Source organism: Bradyrhizobium tropiciagri, from assembly GCF_018130505.1.
Lineage (GTDB): Bacteria > Pseudomonadota > Alphaproteobacteria > Rhizobiales > Xanthobacteraceae > Bradyrhizobium > Bradyrhizobium tropiciagri_B.
On sequence record NZ_JAFCKH010000013.1, the window covers coordinates 39,591 to 57,556 of the forward strand.

Sequence of the window (17,966 nt, forward strand, 5' to 3'; positions counted from 1 at the left end):
CGGGACCTATCGGGAAGAAAGCGAAACCTGCTCGTTGCGCGAAGCGATCCCCGCCCCTCACGCCGAGAGCTGCTTCTCGGCGATCGAGAGCCACTCGGCCTGCGCGTTGCGCAGATAGCGCGGGGCGCGGCGCATCTGGATCAGGAGTTCGTTGAACACCATGCGCGCCTCGGCGCTGCGGCCGACCACCTGCAGCAGCAGGCCATAGCGGACGCGGGCTTCCGCGCCGGGAAAATACTGCGTGACCGCCTGGTACTCCGCCAGCGCCTCGTCGACCCGGCCGACCTCGGCCAGCGCACGGGCGTAGAGCAAGTGTCCGTCGGCGGATTCGAAATCCGGCCAGCGCTCGCGCAACGCATCGAGCGTCGCCAGCGCGTCGGCGGGCCGCTTGCGGGCGAACTGGGCCTGCGCCTTGGCCAGCGCGTACGACGGATCGTCACCCTGCGGCTGCCGCATGACATGGTCGTAGTGGTTTTCCGCCTCCTCGAAGCGCCCCACGTTCTGGCACTCAGTCGCCAGCGCCACGCGGTTGGCAATGGTGTCTGACGTGGCGAGGCGGTCCGACAGATCGCGATACTGCTTCTCCGGATCGAGCTTGTTGGCGACCCGCTTGCGCGCCTGCGCGCCGCCCGGCCCGCCCCACCATTCCGGCACCAGCTCGACGACGATGTAGGCGAGCGCGCCGAACAGCGGCACCATCAGGATGATGAAGGCCCATGGCTGGAGCCGCCCGGTGCGTGAGGCGTGGTAGATCAGGGTGATGTCGAGCAGCAATACGACCAATGCAACGGGCATGCGGACCCCTGCGAACCGGACCGACCATCCAAATCGCCACCGTCTTAACGTGCCCGCCACGCCGCGGCAATCCTAGGTGGCGATCCGGGCCGCGCTAGCGTGAAGAGAGTGTGAAACGGAAGCGGCTATCCCTGCATTGGTCTCGGACGGAACGGATCAGGTTCACCGCGGGCGCACCCTGACCGGCGCGCGCAAGGCCGCTATTTCTTGTCGTCCGCCAGCAGCGTGCGGTATTTCGCGACGTCGCGCGTCACCAGCTGCTGCAGCGCCTCGGGCGCCAGCTCGCTGGCGTCGGGCGCGACCGTCGACAGGTCAGCGAACCGCTTCTTCACCGGCTCGCTCGCGACCGCCGTGCGCGCCGCCGCGTTCAGCTTGGCGATGATCTCGCCCGGCGTGCCCTTGGGCGCGAACAGCCCGTTCCAGCCCTGCGCCTCGAACTCCGGCAACCCCGCCTCCGCCGAGGTCGGCAGCTCCGGCAGGCTCGCGAGCCGCACGGTCGAGCCGACCACGACGGCCTTCACCAGCTTGTCGTCGATCGCCTGCGACACCGAGGCCGCGGCATCGCAAACGCCGTCGATCTGGCCGCCGATCGCGTCCGTCAGCGCCGGCGCCGCGCCGCGATAGCCGACCAGCGTCACGTCGACGCCGGCCGCATGCACGAAGCTCTTGCAGATCAGGTAATTCGAGGAGCCGACGCCGGCATGGCCGAGGTTGACCTTGCCCGGGTTCTTCTTCGCGTAGTCGATGAACTCTTTCAAATCCTTGGCCGGAAAGTCCTTGCGCAGCGCGACGATGCCGAAGGTCTTGGCGACCACGGCGATCGGCGCGAACGATTCCGGCGTGAACGCCAGCTTCGGATAGATCGTATAGGTCGCGGCATTGGTGCCGGCATTGCCGATCGCGATCGTGTAGCCGTCCGGCTCGGCGCGCGCGGCCCGCGTCAGCGCGGTCGAGCCACCAGCGCCGGCGACGTTCTCGATGATGATGCTCTGGCCGAGCGCGACGCCCATCTGGTCGGCCACCGCGCGCGCGATCACGTCGGACGTGCCGCCGGCCGCGAACGGCACGATCATGGTGATGGGACGTTTTGGAAAGTCCTGCGCCTGCGCCGCCGTCGCAAGCAGGAGCGCCGCGGCTGCGGCAAGGCACCGCCCCAACATGATTGCTACGCCGCCTTCAGATGCTGAGCCAAGCCAGCGAATAGGCCGCGGCCGTCGGTGCAGCCCATGATCTCTTCGACGTGGTTTTCCGGATGCGGCATCATGCCGAGCACGTTGCCGCGCTCGTTGACGATGCCGGCGATCGAATTGGCGGCACCGTTGAAGTTGGAGGCCTCGTCGACCACGCCCTCCGGCGAGCAGTAGCGGTAGAGCACCCGCCCCTCGCCCTCGAGCCGCTTCAGCGTCTCCTCGTCGGCCTCGTAATTGCCCTCGCCGTGCGCGACCGGCACGCGGATCACCTGGCCGGCATTGTAGCCGCGGGTGAACGGCGTGTCGGAGCGCTCGATCTTCATGTGGACGTCGCGGCAGACGAATTTCAGCTGCGCATTGCGCATCAGGACGCCCGGCAGCAGCCCGGACTCGCAGAGGATCTGGAAACCGTTGCAGACGCCGAGCACGAGCCCGCCCTTGGCCGCGAAGTCGCGCACCGCGTCCATCACCGGCGCCCGCGCCGCGATCGCCCCGCAGCGCAGGTAGTCGCCATAGGAGAAGCCGCCGGGCACCACCACGAGATCGGTGCCCGCAGGCAGCGCTGTGTCTGCGTGCCAGACCATCGCGGCGTCGTTGCCGGAGGCGAGCTTGAGCGCGCGCGCCATGTCGCGCTCGCGGTTGATGCCGGGGAAGACGAGGACGGCTGATTTCATGTGATCACCGGGTTTTGGGCGCGAGAACAAGCATCACCGCGACCGCGAACACTGCGTAATTGTCGTTGCTGACCTTTTCGTCGCTTGCCGAACTGATCACGCTGGCGGCGGCGCGCGTACCGAACAGCATGCCGCTGACTTGATATTCGTTGATGCCCTTGGGCGACACCGTCAGGCGCCGCGCCTTGTACATCCTCGGCACCGCGGTGCCCTTGTCACCGTCGATACCGAGCATCGTCGTGCGCTGTCCCGGCGTCCGCTGATCCAGCGCCTTGATGATCTGGTCCTGGCCCTCGCGGAACTGGGCCAGGGTCATCGGAGTGCCGGCAGGATAGAACCGGTAGCTGACCTTGGAACCTGCACCACAGCTCGGTTGTTCGCAGCGGAACATGTGGACGTCATTGGCGGCGCGATCATAACGCCACCCCTTCACCGAAACCGGCGGCCGCTCCGCCGCGGAAGGCGGTGGTGGCGCCGATTGCGCCGAAGCCCCGCCTACTCCGGCAACCGTCAGCAGCACGAGCGAAAACGCCCGGAGCAGGCTGCGATGGCGGCCAGGAAAGGTGGGAGCGGCTGTCGTCATTTGGCTTGCCCGGTCAGCTCAGCAGCTCGACCCGGTAGTTCTCGATCACTGTGTTCGCCAGCAACTTGTCGGCGGCGGCCTTCAGCGCCGCCTCCGCCTTGGCCTTGTCGGTCGCCGCGAGCTCGATGTCGAACACCTTGCCCTGGCGGACGCTGGCGACACCATCGACGCCGAGCGATTTCAGCGCACCCTCGATCGCCTTGCCCTGCGGATCGAGGATACCGGTCTTCAACGTCACAGTCACACGTGCCTTCACGGTCGCCCCTTGAACTTAGCTCTTCACCAGCACCGGGCCGGTGCCGGCCGGCCGCTCGTTTTCCATCAGAATGCCGAGCCGCTTCGCGACCTCGGTGTAGGCCTCGAGCAGGCCGCCGAGATCCCTGCGGAAGCGGTCCTTGTCGAGCTTCTCGTTCGACTTGATGTCCCAGAGGCGGCAGCTGTCCGGCGAGATCTCGTCGGCGACGATGATCCGCATCATTTCATTTTCAAACAGCCGGCCGCACTCCATCTTGAAGTCGACGAGGCGGATGCCGATGCCGAGGAAGAGCCCGGTCAGGAAGTCGTTGACGCGAATGGCGAGCGCCATGATGTCGTCGATCTCCTGCGGCGTGGCCCAGCCGAAGGCGGTGATGTGCTCTTCCGACACCATCGGGTCGTTGAGCTGGTCGTTCTTGTAATAGAACTCGATGATCGAGCGCGGCAGCTGGGTGCCCTCCTCGATCCCGAGGCGCTGCGACAGCGAGCCGGCGGCGACGTTGCGCACCACCACCTCGAGCGGCACGATCTCGACCTCGCGAATCAGCTGCTCGCGCATGTTGAGGCGGCGGATGAAATGGGTCGGCACCCCGATATCGTTGAGGTGCTGGAACAGGTACTCCGAGATCCGGTTGTTGAGGACACCCTTGCCCTCGATCACCTGGTGTTTCTTGGCATTGAAGGCGGTCGCGTCGTCCTTGAAGTGCTGGATCAGGGTTCCCGGCTCGGGGCCTTCGTAAAGCACCTTGGCCTTGCCTTCATAGATACGGCGTCGACGGCTCATTGGGATGTACCGTGTTTTGTTGAAATCCATGGATTTGGGTGCTCCGGATGACTTGGGTTACGACCCACGACGGAGCTGCCGCGGAGGCCTGGAACCTGGGAATCCCAATTGGAAACAGAACAAGAACCACGCCTGACGGCAACCTATCCGATTGGCCCATCCAGCACAATCGATACCGCCCCCTGGGGGGCACTTATACCGGCCTATCGGCAACGGCCGTTTAGGTCGGATTTTGCCGATTTCGACTGCGGCTTAACGGCTCGTTGTCTTGCTGTTTCCACCCACATATTTAGGCACTGATCGGACGACCGCAACCGACGTCAAGGCGTTACATCAGTGCCTTAGACCAGAGCTTACCATCAGAGGGGATTGGAACTTCGGCATGAACGAATTCAACAAGCGCGAGGAAGGTTTCGAGAAGAAGTTCGCCCTCGACGAGGAGCAGAAGTTCAAGGCCGAAGCCCGCCGCAACAAGCTGCTGGGCCTGTGGACGGCCGAAAAGCTCGGCATCTCCGGCGATGCCGCCAATGCCTATGCCAAGGAAGTGGTGGCCGCCGATTTCGAGGAAGCCGGCGACGGCGATGTCCTCAAAAAGGTATTGAACGACCTCACCGCCAAGGGCCAGGCCGTCACTGAACGCGACATCCGCGCCAAGATGGACGAACTGCTGGCCGTGGCGGCGGCCCAGGTCAAGGCCGGGAACTGAGCTCCCGCCTCCGGCACCCTTCAGCCGAAACCCTACGCGCGCCGGACACCGTTCCGGCGCGACGCTTTTGGCGACGGCGCTTTGCTGAAATCGGCGCGGATGATGTCGAGCAGTAACCGCGACGCCGCGCTCAGGAAGCCGCCGCGCCGGGTCACCGCCACGACGTCATGGCTGGCGGCGAGATCGCCGACGCCGATGGTCGCGATCGCCGAGCGGCCGAGTTCTTCGGCCGCATTGCTTTCCGACAGCAGCGCGATGCCGAATCCGGCTTCGACCAGGCGCTTCTGCGCGGTCAGGCTGTCGACCGGCGTCCAGGACACCTCCCCCAGCCCGTGGGTCTGAAACAGCGCGAAGACATGTGAGGCCGTGATCTCGCGGCGCCCCGGCACGATCGGGAATGCGATCCAGCGTTCGTCGCGCAACTTCGCGAGTTTCGCGACCCGCCGACCCGCCAGCGGATGGTCCGTCGCGCAGACCACCGCCAGCGGCTCGGCGAGCAGCATGTCGCAATCGAGCTCCGGCGAGCGGTCGCGGTCATAGCGCAGGCCGATCGTCGCCTCGCCGCGCCGGACGAGGTCGCTGACCTCGGCGCTGGTCGCGGTGCGCAGCGACAGCTCGACATCCGGATGCTGACGGGCGAAGCGCTTCAGCACTTTGGAGAGCCGCGCGCCGGCGAGCGTGCCGGTCACCGCCAGCGCCACCGGGCCGACATCGTCGCGCTTGAGCGCACGGACCGCGTTCTCGGCATCCTGCGCCGCCGCCACCGCGCGCTCGGCATAGGGCACCATCACCCGCCCCGCATCGCTGAGCCTGGTCTTGCCGCCGATCCGCTCGAACAGCGGCACGCCGAGCTCCTGCTCGAGCAGCGCGATGCGGCGCGAGATCGCCGGCTGCGAGCGATGCAGGGCCTTGGCGGCGTTCGAGATGCCGCCGAGGCGATGCACGACGAGGAACGTGTTGAGCGCGTCGCTGTCCATCTACCGCTTCCCATGCAAAAAACTGATGCTATTAAGAAAAATAACAAATTTGGCTGATGGGCGAAACCGCCCTACGTTCGGAGCCGGTCACCGTCGACGCAACATCGGCACACAAGGGAATTCACATGCGCACCCAGGCGGACAAGGCGGCACGGTTTCGCGAACTGCATCAGCGCAGCGGGGCCTTCATCATCCCGAATCCGTGGGACGCCGGAACGGCGAGAATTCTTGCGGCGATGGGCTTCGAGGCGCTGGCGACCACGAGCCTCGGGCTTGCCAACACGCTCGGACAATCCGCCGTCAGCCTGGATGCCATCATCGAGAACTGCCGGGCGATCGCCGAGGCCACCGATCTGCCTGTCAACGCCGACCTCGAGAACTGCGGCGCCGACGATCCGAAGGCCGCGGCGCAGGCGATCGCGCGCGCGGCCGAGGCCGGCGTGGTCGGTGGCTCGATCGAGGATTCCACCGGCGATCCGCGGCAGCCGATCTATGAATTCTCGCTCGCGCTCGAGCGGGTGCAGGCCGCGGTCGAGGCCGCACGCGCGCTGCCCTTCCCGTTCATGCTGACCGCGCGCGCCGAGAACTTCCTCTGGGGCCGCAAGGATCTCGACGACACGATCAGGCGGCTGCAGGCCTTCGAGGCCGCCGGCGCCGACGTGCTGTATTCGCCGGGCCTCTACGACATCGCGACCATCCGTACCGTGGCGTCGTCGCTGAACAAGCCATTCAACCTCGTGATGGGCTTTGCCGATCCGACCCTGACGCTCGATGAGATCGCAGCCGCCGGCGTCAAGCGCATCAGCGTCGGCGGCGCGATGCAGCGCCACGCGCTGGCGGCGTTCCTACGCTGCGCCCGCGAGATGAAGGATCACGGCGCGTTCAGCTTCGTCCGCGACATGGCGCCGGTGAAGGAGGTGCGCGAAGCGTTCGCGGCAGCGAGTAGCGAGTAGCGATTAGAAAGAATCCATTCGCTGTTTGCTATTCGCCGTCGCTCCTTCTCAATCCGCGCATTGGGCTTTCTCGATCCGCGCAATCCAGGCAGAAACGCATACTCTCCCTGAGAGCGTGTGAAACTCTTCACACAACCTCCGGCGATTTCCAGCCTACACGCCCGGCCGGGTTCGATCGAACGATCGCCGTTCGATCAATTGCACCCGATGAATGGGAGAGAAAAGATGCCTGATACACTTCCTCCGTTTCCGACGATCGACAGTTTGTCGTGGGCCCCGCCGGCGCAGACCTCGCCGACAGAGGCCGCGCGCGTCGATAACGTAAGGCTGAACATTTTCGCAGATGCCGACAATGCCGACTACCAGAACTGGGTTTCGGACGTTCCGAGAGACTCGGGCGATCCCCGCCTCAACAATTGGTGGTCGGGCCAGGCGCCGAAGTCGCCGCGGCGGCTCATCCTGCGCCACTACTGGAGGCTGGTGCCGGGCACCTTCACGCACCTGTCCCCCGGCAGCCATCTGCGACAGAGCTGGCAGTACACCAGCGGCATCTCGACGACCGAGTCGCAGTCGATCACCGCGCAGGTCGGGATCAGCGCGGACGGCATCAGCGCCGGACTGAGCGCGACCTTCGGCAGGTCGGTCACGGTGAGCAGTCAAACATCGACGACCACCGAATACACCGTCGATCCCCCCGAGAGCGGAAAAGTCCACGTCTGGCTGCTCTGGGACCTCATGTACGACCTGTCGGTGGTCGACCAAAGCACCGGGACAGTGATCCCGGCGGGCACCTATCGCGGCGACGTCGACTTTGCCGGCGATGCACACTACTCAGGTGCTTACCTGAGCTACCCTTGGACCCACCTCGTCGTTTCCTCGGGCAATCTCGTCTCGCAGGACAAGGTGTTTTCCGCCGTGTGATTTGGACGCCGATCGTTTCGCGATCGGCGGAGGATGGCCGCGCCGGCAATCGGCGCGGCCGAGCGGATGCGAGATATGGCCGCTGTCTCTCCCGAGACCTCACTCTTCCTTGAATCCGTACTCCGGCACGTTGCCGCTGGCGCCGTAATATTTGTACGGCAGAAATTTGCCGGACATCGTGATCTTGACGCGGTCGCCCTTCGGATTGGCGACGCGCTCCATCGCCATGTCGAAATCGATCGCCGACATGATGCCGTCGCCGAACTCCTCCTCGATCAGCGCCTTCCACGCCGGGCCGTTGACCATCACCATCTCGTAGAAGCGATAGATCAAGGGATCGGTCGGCGGCATCGGCGTGCCGGTGCCGCGCATCGGCACCTCGTTGAGCATCGCGACCTCGGCCTTCGAGAGCCCGAACAACTCGCCCGCATTGGCGGCCTGCGGCTTCGTCAGTTTCATCTGGCCGAGGATGGCGCCTGTGATCAGCACCTCCGAATAGCCGCCGATCTTCTCGCAGATGTGTTTCCAACTCCAGCCCTTCTCGCGCTTGATGTCGAGCAGCTTTTCGGTGAGGTCTTCGCGTTTCATGGGTCGTCTCCCTGGCGTTGCAACTGAAACCGGCAGGCAAGGAACATGCCACAGGCATCTCCATCGTTATTCGAGACACCGCAACAATATTTCCGATGCTAGCGACTGCGCACAAGTTCCGAAACGCTGCTCTCATAGACTGACAGAATCCCGGTCACGCATTGATCCGGGCAACCGCCGCAAGGTCAGCCGCCATGGCTGCCGAAAGGCCAATAAGAAAAAGGGGAAGCGCCATGCGCATGCGCCGTTCGTTCGAGCCAACCCGCCGCAGTCTTCTCAAGGGCGCCGCCGGCACCACCGCCTCACTCCTCATCGGTGCGCCCGCCATCGCCCAGAGCAAGAAGGAAATCATCATCGGCAACATCGACGCCTATTCGGGGCCCGCTGCGGTCTATTCGTCGATCGGCCGGACGCCCGGCGGCTACTTCAAGATGATCAACGAGCAAGGCGGCATCAACGGCCGTATGATCAAGTACGTCACCTATGACGACGCCTACAGCCCGGCCAAGACCGTCGAGCAGGCGCGCAAGCTGGTCGAGAGCGACGAGATCGACGTGCTGTTCTCGCCGCTCGGCGCGCCGACCAATGCCGCGATCATGAAGTACATGAACGCGAAGAAAGTGCCGCACCTCTTCATCGCCTCGGGCGCCACCAAGTTCGGCGACTACAAGAATTTCCCGTACACCATGGGTTTCCAGCCCTGCTACCAGATCGAGGGACGGACATTCGCGCAGCATGTCCTCGCGACCCAGTCCGATCCCAAGATCGGCATCGTCTACCAGAACGACGATTTCGGACGCGACGTTCTCAAGGGCTTCAAGGACGGGCTCGGCGCCAAGACCTCCGCCATCGTGGCGGAGCTGTCGTATGAGACGGCGGATCCGACCATCGACAGCCAGATCGTGCGCTGCAAATCCGCCGGCGCCAACGTGTTCATGAGCATGACCACGCCGAAATTCGCCGCCCAGGGCATCAAGAAGATCGCTGAGCTGAACTGGCCGGTCGCGCACTACATCGGCAACAACGCCTCTTCCGCCGGTTCGACGCTGAAGGCCGCCGGGTACGACATTTCCAAGGGGATCATCTCGAGCGCTTACCTGAAAGATCCCGTCGACGCCGCCTGGGACAGCGATCCCGCGATCCAGAAATGGCGGGCCTTCCTCGACAAATACGACCCGCAGGCGGCCAAGAACGACATCTACGCGGCGACCGGCTATCTCACCAGCCAGACCATGGTGCAGGTGCTCAAGCAGTGCGGCGACGACGTGTCCTCCGCGAACATCATCAAGCAGGCGGCCAACCTCAAGGACGTCGAGTCCGACATGCTGCTGCCGGGCATCAGGATCAACACCTCACCGACCGACTATTATCCGCTCGAACAGCTGCAACTGGTGCACTTCACCGGCGAACGCTACGAGAAGCTCGGACCGGTGATCGACGGCGGCATCTCGAAGGCTTGATGGCGCGGTTCGCGAGAAGAGACTGCATCCCACCCACCGCCGTCATCGCCCGGCTTGACCGGGCGATCCAGTACGCCGCAGCTTCTCGGTTCAAGCACGACTGCCTCTGGAATACTTCATCACCCGGTCAAGCCGGGTGATGACACCGAACAAGCTGCTTGGCAGTTGAAGCAAACAGACGCCAACACCATCACCGTTATCCCTGCTTCAGCTCCGCCTCCAGCCGCGCCAGCTCGCCGTCGAGATCGCGCTCCACGTCCGCCGCCGGCACGTCGACCACCCGGTAGTCGCGCGCCTCGAGCCATTCGCGGCGCTTGGCGCGGTCGGCGGCGATGGGCTCGCTCTCGCCGGGATTGATCAGCTCGATAGCGACCCGATGCACGAAGGAGACGAAGTCGGGGATGTGGCGGCCGACCGGGGTCTGGCGCTTGAACTGACCGGCGAAGCGGCGGTCTTTTGTCAACGCCTGCCACAGGATCCGCTCGGCGTCGGTCGGGTTGCGGCGGAGCAACCGGGCGAGGCCGCGGACCGTCGAGCTGTTGTCGGCGGTGGCGCCGCCCTGGCCCTGCTCGGCGAGCAGCGCGCGGAGCCGCGTCGCCTGGGCGCCGTCGAGCACCCCGCCCTTGGCCGGGCCCTTGCGGCCCTCGGCGATCGCCATCACCACGCCGTGCAGCGTGTGCATGTCCTGCTTGGTCGGGTCCATCCGGGTGAAGATGTTACGGAGGTTCACCAGCATGGTATCGCGCTTCTCCGCCGGGCGCAGGAACTCGACCTTGTCGAGCTCGGCAACCAGGTTGTCGAAGAACGCCTGCATCTGGTGTTGCGAGGCAGGCTCGGAGCGCTCAGGCATCGCGAACGGCAGCGCGCCCGCGGTCGAGAGCTTGAACCACTCGTAGCCCATCAACAGCACCGCCTGCGCCAAATTGAGCGAGGCGAAGCCCGGGTTGACCGGAAAGGTGATGATGCGGTTGGCGAGCGCGACCTCCTCGTTGGTCAGCCCCGACCGCTCCCGCCCGAACAGGATGCCGGCACCGCCGCCGGATGCGACATGGCCGACGATCTCGCCGGCCGCGGCCTCCGGCCCGACCACCGGCTTGGCCTGGTCGTGGGCACGGGCGGTGGTCGCAAACACCAGCGTCAGATCGGCGATCGCCTCTTCGACCGTATCGAACAGCTCGACGGAACCGATGATGTGATCGGCGCCGGCGGCGGCGCGCTCCGCTGCGATGTTCGGCCAGCCGTCGCGCGGATTGACGATACGCATCCGGCTCAGCGCGAAGTTGCCCATCGCACGCGCGGCCATGCCGATGTTCTCGCCAAGCTGCGGCTCGACCAGGATGACGACGGGACCGGCAAGGTCGTGCCCTGCCTTGGTCTTGTCGGTGCCGGACATCTCACTTCACTTTCTGATTCAACATCTGAAGAATTTGAATCAGCTTCCGAGGAGACTGATTCAACATCTCATGCCAGCGATCGGCACCGGCTCCGCACCGGATTTGCCCACAGGCAATTTCTCCAAGGAGATAACAGGGTTAGCGGCGTTTGCGAAACCTCAACCGGAATCTCGGCGGCACCGGCACCAGGCCGTGTATTGCACGCGCTTTGCCCTCGGATAGGCTATCAACCACAACCAAAGCGAAGCTGTAAAGGCGCGGTTGGGACGCCGGTTGAATGGCAAAGTGCCGGGGGAGACGGATCATGCGGGGCAGATGGACATTGGCGATCCTGGGGATCGTCCTGATCGTGGCCGGAGGGCTGCTCGCCTATGTCACCCAGACCGCGGGCGGCATCCTGATCCAGGATGTCCGCTTCAAGGGCGCCAAGGGCAACACCATGAGCGGCCTGCTCTACATCCCGCCGAATGCGACGCCGCAGATCCCGGTGCCCGGCATTCTCGCCGTTCACGGCTACATCAACTCGCGCGAGACCCAGGACGGCTTCGCCATCGAGTTCGCCCGCCGCGGCTATGTGGTGCTGGCGCTCGACCAGACCGGCCACGGCTACAGCGACGCGCCCTCGTTCGCCAACGGGTTTGGCGGGCCCGACGGCCTCGCCTATCTGCGCAGCCTCGAGATCGTCGACAAGGAGAACATCGGGCTGGAGGGCCATTCGATGGGCGGCTGGACCGTGCTGGCGGCGGCCGCGGCGATGCCCAACGACTACAAGTCGATCGTGCTGGAGGGCTCCTCGACCGGCAAGCCGTTCGCGGCCGAAGGCACCACGAACTGGCCGCGCAACACCGCGCTGGTGTTCGCCCAATATGAGGAATTCCCCGATTTGATGTGGGGCGTCGACCGCGCCCGCGACGTCACGAAGAGCCCGAAGCTATGGGCGCTGTTCGGCACCCAAGGGCCGGTCGAGCCGGGCAAGGTGTATGGCGATACGGCCGCCGGCACCGCGCGGGTGCTGTACACGCCCGCGATGACCCATCCGGCCGAGCACATCTCGTCCGAGGCGATCGGCCATGCGCTGGACTGGTTCGCCGCCACGCTGAAGGGCGGCACGCTGCGCCCGGTCGACGACCAGATCTGGTTCCGCAAGGAGCTGGGCACGCTGGTTGCGCTGCTCGGCTTCATCGCGCTCGTCATCGGCACCTTCGACGGGCTGCTCGAAGCGCCCGCGTTCTCCCGCCTGCGGCTGCCCGCGGTCGCCGACGGCACCATGCCGCCGCACGAGGCGGCGGCCGGCCGGCGCTGGACCGCGGCGTTCATCCTGACCGCCTTCATCCCGGCGCTGACTTACTATCCGGCCTTTGCCCTGGGCGGCACCTTCGTGACCCCGTCGAAGGTACTGCCGCAGGGCATCACCAACCAGATCCTGGTCTGGGCCGTCATCAACGGCCTGATCACGCTCGCCCTGATGCGCCTCGCGCCGAAGCGGGCGAGCCGGGGCGGCCTCATCGGACAATCCATCGTGATCGCGGCGGCCTCGGTCGCCGCCGGCTACGCGGCGCTGTGGCTGGCCGACCTCGCCTTCAAGATCGACTTCAGGTTCTGGATCGTCGCCCTGAAGCTGATGAGCGCGAAGCAATTCCTCATCTTCCTGATCTATCTGATTCCGTTCACGGCGTTTTTCGTCGTGGCGCTGCACGTCCTGCACCGCAATTTCTCGACCATGGACGCCCCGCGCGGCGCGCTCTATTTGACCAACATCTTCGCGCTGACCTTCGGCTTCATCGTGCTGCTGGTGCTGCAATACGGCACCCTGTGGCTGACCGGAAAACTGTTCAATCCGGTCCCGGACCCCGGCTTCGTGCCGCTCTCGACAATCGTCGCGATCCAGTTCGTGCCGCTGCTGGCGATCGTCGCCGTGATCTCGACCTTCACCTGGCGGCGGACCGGATCGAGCCTGCCGGGCGCCCTGATCGCGGGCCTGTTCGTGACCTGGTACATCGTGGCCGGGACCGCGACGCAGGCGGCGTTTTAGAGCGGCTTCAAAGGCGGTTCTCGGCTAAAAGATGGGCTGAAAGTGCATAACCGGTCCGCTTCCGCCCGCCCCCGGGCGGTGCTATAGCGCGGGGGAATCCACCCCCGCCGTCAAAAGCGCGCTATTCCCAAGAGGGCCTCTCCGTCATGGCAAAAATCAAGGTGTCCAACCCCGTCGTCGAACTCGATGGCGACGAGATGACCCGGATCATCTGGCAGTACATCAAGGACAAGCTGATCAACCCGTTCCTGGATGTCGAACTGCTCTATTACGATCTGGGCATGGAATACCGCGACCAGACCAATGACCAGGTGACCATCGATGCCGCCGAAGCCATCAAGAAGGTCGGCGTCGGCGTGAAGTGCGCCACCATCACCCCGGACGAAGCCCGGGTGAAGGAATTCAACCTGAAGCAGATGTGGAAGTCGCCGAACGGCACCATCCGCAACATCCTCGGCGGCGTCGTGTTCCGCGAGCCGATCATCTGCAAGAACGTGCCGCGCCTGGTCCCCGGCTGGACCAAGCCGATCATCATCGGCCGCCACGCCTATGGCGACCAGTATCGCGCCACCGACATCCGCTTCCCGGGCAAGGGCACGCTGACGCTGAAGTTCGTCGGTGATGACGGCACCGTGATCGAGAAGGAGGTGTTCAAGGCGCCCGGCGCCGGTGTCGCCATGGAGATGTACAATCTCGACGAATCCATCACGGAATTCGCGCGCGCCTCGCTCAACATGGGCCTCGCCCGCGGCTACCCGGTCTATCTCTCGACCAAGAACACCATCCTCAAGGTCTATGACGGCCGCTTCAAGGACATCTTCCAGGAGGTCTACGACAAGGAGTTCAAGGCGCAGTTCGAGGCCAAGAAGCTGACCTACGAGCACCGCCTGATCGACGACATGGTCGCGGCCGCGCTGAAGTGGTCCGGCGGCTACGTCTGGGCCTGCAAGAACTACGACGGCGACGTGCAGTCCGACACCGTGGCGCAGGGCTACGGCTCGCTCGGCCTGATGACCTCGGTGCTGATGACGCCCGACGGCAAGACCATGGAAGCCGAGGCGGCCCACGGCACGGTGACCCGCCACTTCCGCGAGCACCAGAAGGGCAAGGAGACCTCGACCAACTCGATCGCGTCGATCTTCGCCTGGACCCGCGGTCTCGGCCATCGCGCCAAGCTCGACAACAATCCGGAACTGGCGAAGTTTGCCTCGACGCTGGAGAAGGTCTGCGTTGCGACCGTCGAGGAAGGCTACATGACCAAGGACCTCGCGCTCCTGGTCGGCGCCGACCAGCGCTGGCTCTCGACCACCGGATTCCTCGACAAGGTCTCCGACAACCTCGTCAAGGCGATGGCCTAAGGGCCGTCGGCATTGAACCGCAGCAGCGAGCGTGACCATGACCCCTCTCCGGAGCGTCACGCTCGCAGCGCTGTTGCTGACCGGGTCGGCGGCGCTCGCCGCCGATCCCCTGCCCACTGCCATCGCGGCGCCGGGCGAAACCGCGATGCTCACGGTCCACGGGCTGGGCGCGCAGGTCTATGAGTGCAAGCCGGTCACCGACGGCAGGCTCGCCTGGTCGTTCCGCGAGCCGATCGCCACCCTGATCGAGGGCGGCCGGACCGTCGGCCGCCACTATGCCGGCCCGAACTGGGAGCATGTCGACGGCAGCGCCGTCACCGGCCGCACCGCCGCCGAGGCACCGGGCGCCACCGCATCGGACATTCCCTGGCTGAAGCTGTCGGTGATCTCCCGCCGCGGCGAAGGCGTGCTGTCCGCCATCAGCACTGTGCAGCGCATCAACACCTCGGGCGGCAAGCTCGACGGCGCCTGCGACAAGGCCGGCGCGCTGAAGAGCGTGCCCTACTCGGCGGATTACGTCTTCCTGCGCAAGGGCGGCTGACACCAGGGCGTGTGCCCATAAGACTGACGCTGACGCTAGAACGCCACGCGACAAATTCGAGCCACGGCGGACGGATGGAGGAGTTCTAGCTGCTCGCCGATTCCTGCTGCGCGGCTTTCAGTGAATACTTCAGCCGGATCGCTGAGACTGCACAGATGACCCGCCAGACGATGGACTGCTTCATTGGTTTGCCGGAGATAGCCGGCGGGGTCTTCGTCTTCATAATGCGCTCGTCCGAGCATCGTCATTTCCATGATCGCCGTCGCAAGAATCTTCAGGAGTTGCGGACGTGTCGCCACGCGCATCCGATCAACTGCCTGTTGCACGTCATCGCTCATCGTCTTTGCTCCAGGATGGTCGTCTTGAGGACATTATGACGGACTGCTGAGCGCGAACCGGCTACTGGCCATCGGTCATTCAAGCCAGTTTGATAGCGGAATTAGCTTGCGTTGCCTTGAGTCCTTTTGCACTCTTGGGCACGGAGGTCGATGCATGAAGAAAATGACCGTCGCGTGCGCTCTCGGAGCGGCCCTGGTGCTGTGCAACCTCGGAACGTCTGGTGCTGAAGCCCGGACGCGGAAGGCACAAGTCGTTCATGAACCGAGGAGAGTTATTGTAACGACGCCCCGGCTAGAGCCGACTCCCTGGGATTACAATATTGTTCCACGATACCGTTATCGCGTTGAAGACGACCGCGTCGATCCATACGGCCCGCCCCTGGTGTCGTCGTGGGTCCGCTATGAGGGATGGCGGTGGCCATACTGGTGGTGAGCAGCGCGCCGAATGCACCTTCGGCTTTGGGCCAATAGCAGGAGTGGTCCGCGGTGCTTCTCACTGCGGCTCCCTTAGATGCCATTCACCCTTGCGGCGATCGATACCGGGGACGTCCGGTTCTCCTCGACGAGCCGACGTTCCCGCGATCATGCAGGCCGTCAGCTATGGGCCAGAAGCCGACTAACCAAGTGGCGCGTCAAGGCCGCTCGGCAGGATGACTATGATTGCATTCTGTCCTTCCTCGGGATGGCGCGAGATGTGTCCTTTCCCGTGCGTATCCTCGACGAGAACAGCTTTTCCCGCTGGAAGGCGTCGCACCTCTCCATCGCTCGTTTCAAATTCCACATGGCCATCCAGCCATATGGCGAGGAGCCGATCCGGCGGCCTGTGGAAACCCACGTCGCGCACCCCGGCGGGGATGTGAGAAAAACGGATGCGTGACGCTGAGTAAAAGGCCGAAATTTCAAACGGCACTTCGTTGGGAAACGCCGGCTTCATCGTCATCGGGATATCGGCTTCGCCAAAATGGGACTCCCCGTCAGGCGTTGCATATATGCGCAGGCACTTCATCCCCGGCCTCCATTCGCTCCATCTGGCTTGGCATATGGTGTGGCCGCTGTTCGTGTAATGCAATGTCGGGGTTGGGTCACGAGGCGATATTGCCGGAGTCGGGTCGCGTGTCCGCTTCGCCCTCGAAAGCGGGCGTCCTCGCGAGTACACCGCTAATCCCGGTTGCCGCCGTCGGTCTCGACCGGCTCGGCTTGCGCGATCTCCGCGGGCGCGACATCGCCGCCGTCGGTCGCGACGGTGTCGGCGAGCCGCGCTTCCGCGGTTTCCTTGACATGCGCGGCGAGCGCCGGCATGCGCTCGATCAAGGCGTGGAAATCCTGCGCGTCGAGCGCCAGCAGCCGGGTCTTGCGCAACGCCGTCACGGTGCCGGAACGCTTGGTCCGGCGCAGCAGCGCGATCTCGCCGAAGAAGGCGCCGTCGGCCATCCGCACCCGCTGGCTCGGCAGATCGATCTCGACCTCGCCGGCGGTGATGAAATACATCGACGCGGCGGCCTCGCCGCGCCGCACCAGCACCTCGCCATGCTCGATGGTCTGCGACCGCAACAGCCGCATGATGTCGGCGATTTCGGACGCGCCGAGGCGGGCGAACAGCGGCACTCGCGCCAGCATGCCCCAGGTGACGACGAAATCGCGGCGGCGGACCTCCTCGGCGAAGGCGGTCGAGACGATCGCCACCGGCAGCGCGATCATCGCAAAGCCGACCACGATGGCGAACACCGTGACGATGCGCCCGAGCGGCGTCACCGGCACGACGTCGCCATAGCCGACGGTGCCGAGCGTCACGATCGCCCACCACATCGCCTGCGGCATGGTGCCGAACTTGTCGGGCTGCACCTTGTGCTCGATGGCATAGAGCAGCGACGCGAACAGCAGCACCGCGCCGGTCAGGATCACGAGGCAGCCGAACAGCGTCCGCCGCTCGGCGTGCAGCGCCGCCAGCAGCGAACGCAGCGCCGGCGAATAGCGCACCAGCTTGAGGAACGGCAGCATGCCGAACAGCACCAGCGCGGTCTTGTCGCCGATCACGAGAGCAATGGCCGATGGCAGGAAGGCGGCGAGATCGATCAGGCCGAGGGCCGAGAGGGCGTAGTCCAGCCGGGCCCGCAGCGGGCTCACGTCGCGCAGCGAATGGCCGACCACGCTCCACAGCCGCGCCGCGTATTCCAGCGCGAAGGCGATCACCGCCACGACCTCGATCGTCGTCAGCAGCGCGCCGAATTGCGCCTCGATGTCGGGCTCCGAGGCGAGGATCGCCGCCAGCACGTCGACGGCGACGATGGCGACGATCAGCCGGGCAAAATGCGAGCCACCGGAATGAGGCAGGTCATCGCGTTCGAGCAGTTCGTAGAGACGATCCCGCAGCTCCGGGCCGCTGCGCCTGCGCTTGCCCGGAACCGTGGTCACGATGA

General features: G+C 65.0%; 19 protein-coding genes. 7 read left to right on the forward strand and 12 right to left on the reverse strand.

Going from position 1 to position 17,966, the window contains the following annotated elements; all coding sequences use genetic code 11:
• Positions 1–57: 57 nt before the first annotated feature.
• The 6 genes from JQ633_RS29105 to purC all read right to left on the reverse strand — a co-directional run bounded on the left by JQ633_RS29105 (position 58) and on the right by purC (position 4,281).
• Positions 58–795 carry a tetratricopeptide repeat protein gene (locus JQ633_RS29105; RefSeq protein WP_211988606.1) on the reverse strand — a complete coding sequence of 246 codons (738 nt, stop codon included), beginning with the start codon at positions 793–795 and terminating at the stop codon, positions 58–60.
• Between the two features lie 200 nt (positions 796–995).
• Positions 996–1,955 carry a tripartite tricarboxylate transporter substrate-binding protein gene (locus JQ633_RS29110; protein WP_211988607.1) on the reverse strand — a complete coding sequence of 320 codons (960 nt, stop codon included), beginning with the start codon at positions 1,953–1,955 and terminating at the stop codon, positions 996–998.
• A 5-nt stretch (positions 1,956–1,960) separates the two neighbouring features.
• Positions 1,961–2,659 carry a phosphoribosylformylglycinamidine synthase subunit PurQ gene (purQ, locus tag JQ633_RS29115; RefSeq protein ID WP_211988608.1) on the reverse strand — a complete coding sequence of 233 codons (699 nt, stop codon included), beginning with the start codon at positions 2,657–2,659 and terminating at the stop codon, positions 1,961–1,963.
• 4 nt (positions 2,660–2,663) lie between these two features.
• Positions 2,664–3,242 (reverse strand): hypothetical protein, encoded by a 579-nt coding sequence (locus JQ633_RS29120; protein WP_249159731.1) that lies wholly within the window; start codon positions 3,240–3,242, stop codon positions 2,664–2,666.
• Between the two features lie 13 nt (positions 3,243–3,255).
• Positions 3,256–3,498: a phosphoribosylformylglycinamidine synthase subunit PurS gene (gene purS / locus JQ633_RS29125; RefSeq protein WP_211988610.1), complete on the reverse strand. Its 243-nt coding sequence runs from the start codon at positions 3,496–3,498 to the stop codon at positions 3,256–3,258.
• 15 nt (positions 3,499–3,513) lie between these two features.
• Positions 3,514–4,281, reverse strand: a complete 768-nt coding sequence (gene purC, locus JQ633_RS29130) for a phosphoribosylaminoimidazolesuccinocarboxamide synthase (RefSeq protein WP_171708996.1) — start codon at positions 4,279–4,281, stop codon at positions 3,514–3,516.
• A 382-nt stretch (positions 4,282–4,663) separates the two neighbouring features.
• Between purC and JQ633_RS29135 the strand changes: the two genes are divergently transcribed.
• Positions 4,664–4,987: a DUF1476 domain-containing protein gene (locus JQ633_RS29135; protein ID WP_211988611.1), complete on the forward strand. Its 324-nt coding sequence runs from the start codon at positions 4,664–4,666 to the stop codon at positions 4,985–4,987.
• A gap of 32 nt (positions 4,988–5,019) precedes the next feature.
• On the opposite strand, the gene JQ633_RS29140 is transcribed toward JQ633_RS29135, so the two are convergent.
• Positions 5,020–5,964 carry a LysR family transcriptional regulator gene (locus tag JQ633_RS29140; protein ID WP_211988613.1) on the reverse strand — a complete coding sequence of 315 codons (945 nt, stop codon included), beginning with the start codon at positions 5,962–5,964 and terminating at the stop codon, positions 5,020–5,022.
• 125 nt (positions 5,965–6,089) lie between these two features.
• Here JQ633_RS29140 and JQ633_RS29145 point away from each other — a divergent pair, with 125 nt between their 5' ends.
• Positions 6,090–6,917: an isocitrate lyase/PEP mutase family protein gene (locus tag JQ633_RS29145; RefSeq protein ID WP_211988615.1), complete on the forward strand. Its 828-nt coding sequence runs from the start codon at positions 6,090–6,092 to the stop codon at positions 6,915–6,917.
• A gap of 225 nt (positions 6,918–7,142) precedes the next feature.
• Positions 7,143–7,838, forward strand: coding sequence for a hypothetical protein (locus JQ633_RS29150; RefSeq protein ID WP_211988616.1), 696 nt, complete (start codon positions 7,143–7,145; stop codon positions 7,836–7,838).
• Between the two features lie 99 nt (positions 7,839–7,937).
• On the opposite strand, the gene cynS is transcribed toward JQ633_RS29150, so the two are convergent.
• Positions 7,938–8,426 carry a cyanase gene (gene cynS, locus JQ633_RS29155; RefSeq protein ID WP_211988617.1) on the reverse strand — a complete coding sequence of 163 codons (489 nt, stop codon included), beginning with the start codon at positions 8,424–8,426 and terminating at the stop codon, positions 7,938–7,940.
• Positions 8,427–8,659: 233 nt separating this feature from the next.
• On the opposite strand from cynS, the gene JQ633_RS29160 reads away from it, so the two are divergent.
• The gene (locus tag JQ633_RS29160) at positions 8,660–9,886 is read left to right on the forward strand and encodes an ABC transporter substrate-binding protein (RefSeq protein ID WP_211988618.1); all 1,227 of its coding nucleotides are present in this window, start codon (positions 8,660–8,662) and stop codon (positions 9,884–9,886) included.
• Between the two features lie 196 nt (positions 9,887–10,082).
• Here the strand turns inward: JQ633_RS29160 and JQ633_RS29165 are convergent, their stop codons facing one another.
• Positions 10,083–11,279 (reverse strand): TrmJ/YjtD family RNA methyltransferase, encoded by a 1,197-nt coding sequence (locus JQ633_RS29165; RefSeq protein ID WP_211988621.1) that lies wholly within the window; start codon positions 11,277–11,279, stop codon positions 10,083–10,085.
• A 305-nt stretch (positions 11,280–11,584) separates the two neighbouring features.
• On the opposite strand from JQ633_RS29165, the gene JQ633_RS29170 reads away from it, so the two are divergent.
• The 3 genes from JQ633_RS29170 to JQ633_RS29180 all read left to right on the forward strand — a co-directional run bounded on the left by JQ633_RS29170 (position 11,585) and on the right by JQ633_RS29180 (position 15,211).
• Positions 11,585–13,312: an alpha/beta hydrolase family protein gene (locus JQ633_RS29170; RefSeq protein ID WP_249159732.1), complete on the forward strand. Its 1,728-nt coding sequence runs from the start codon at positions 11,585–11,587 to the stop codon at positions 13,310–13,312.
• 146 nt (positions 13,313–13,458) lie between these two features.
• Positions 13,459–14,670 (forward strand): NADP-dependent isocitrate dehydrogenase, encoded by a 1,212-nt coding sequence (locus JQ633_RS29175; RefSeq protein ID WP_211988623.1) that lies wholly within the window; start codon positions 13,459–13,461, stop codon positions 14,668–14,670.
• A gap of 37 nt (positions 14,671–14,707) precedes the next feature.
• A complete protein-coding gene (locus tag JQ633_RS29180) occupies positions 14,708–15,211 on the forward strand; it encodes a DUF3455 domain-containing protein (protein ID WP_211988625.1) in 504 nt (167 codons plus the stop codon).
• A 35-nt stretch (positions 15,212–15,246) separates the two neighbouring features.
• On the opposite strand, the gene JQ633_RS29185 is transcribed toward JQ633_RS29180, so the two are convergent.
• The 3 genes from JQ633_RS29185 to JQ633_RS29195 form a co-directional block, all read right to left on the reverse strand.
• Positions 15,247–15,549: a hypothetical protein gene (locus tag JQ633_RS29185; RefSeq protein WP_211988632.1), complete on the reverse strand. Its 303-nt coding sequence runs from the start codon at positions 15,547–15,549 to the stop codon at positions 15,247–15,249.
• A 616-nt stretch (positions 15,550–16,165) separates the two neighbouring features.
• Positions 16,166–16,555, reverse strand: a complete 390-nt coding sequence (locus tag JQ633_RS29190) for a hypothetical protein (protein WP_211988633.1) — start codon at positions 16,553–16,555, stop codon at positions 16,166–16,168.
• Between the two features lie 152 nt (positions 16,556–16,707).
• Positions 16,708–17,961 (reverse strand): cyclic nucleotide-gated ion channel, encoded by a 1,254-nt coding sequence (locus tag JQ633_RS29195; protein ID WP_433995705.1) that lies wholly within the window; start codon positions 17,959–17,961, stop codon positions 16,708–16,710.
• Positions 17,962–17,966 lie beyond the last annotated feature (5 nt).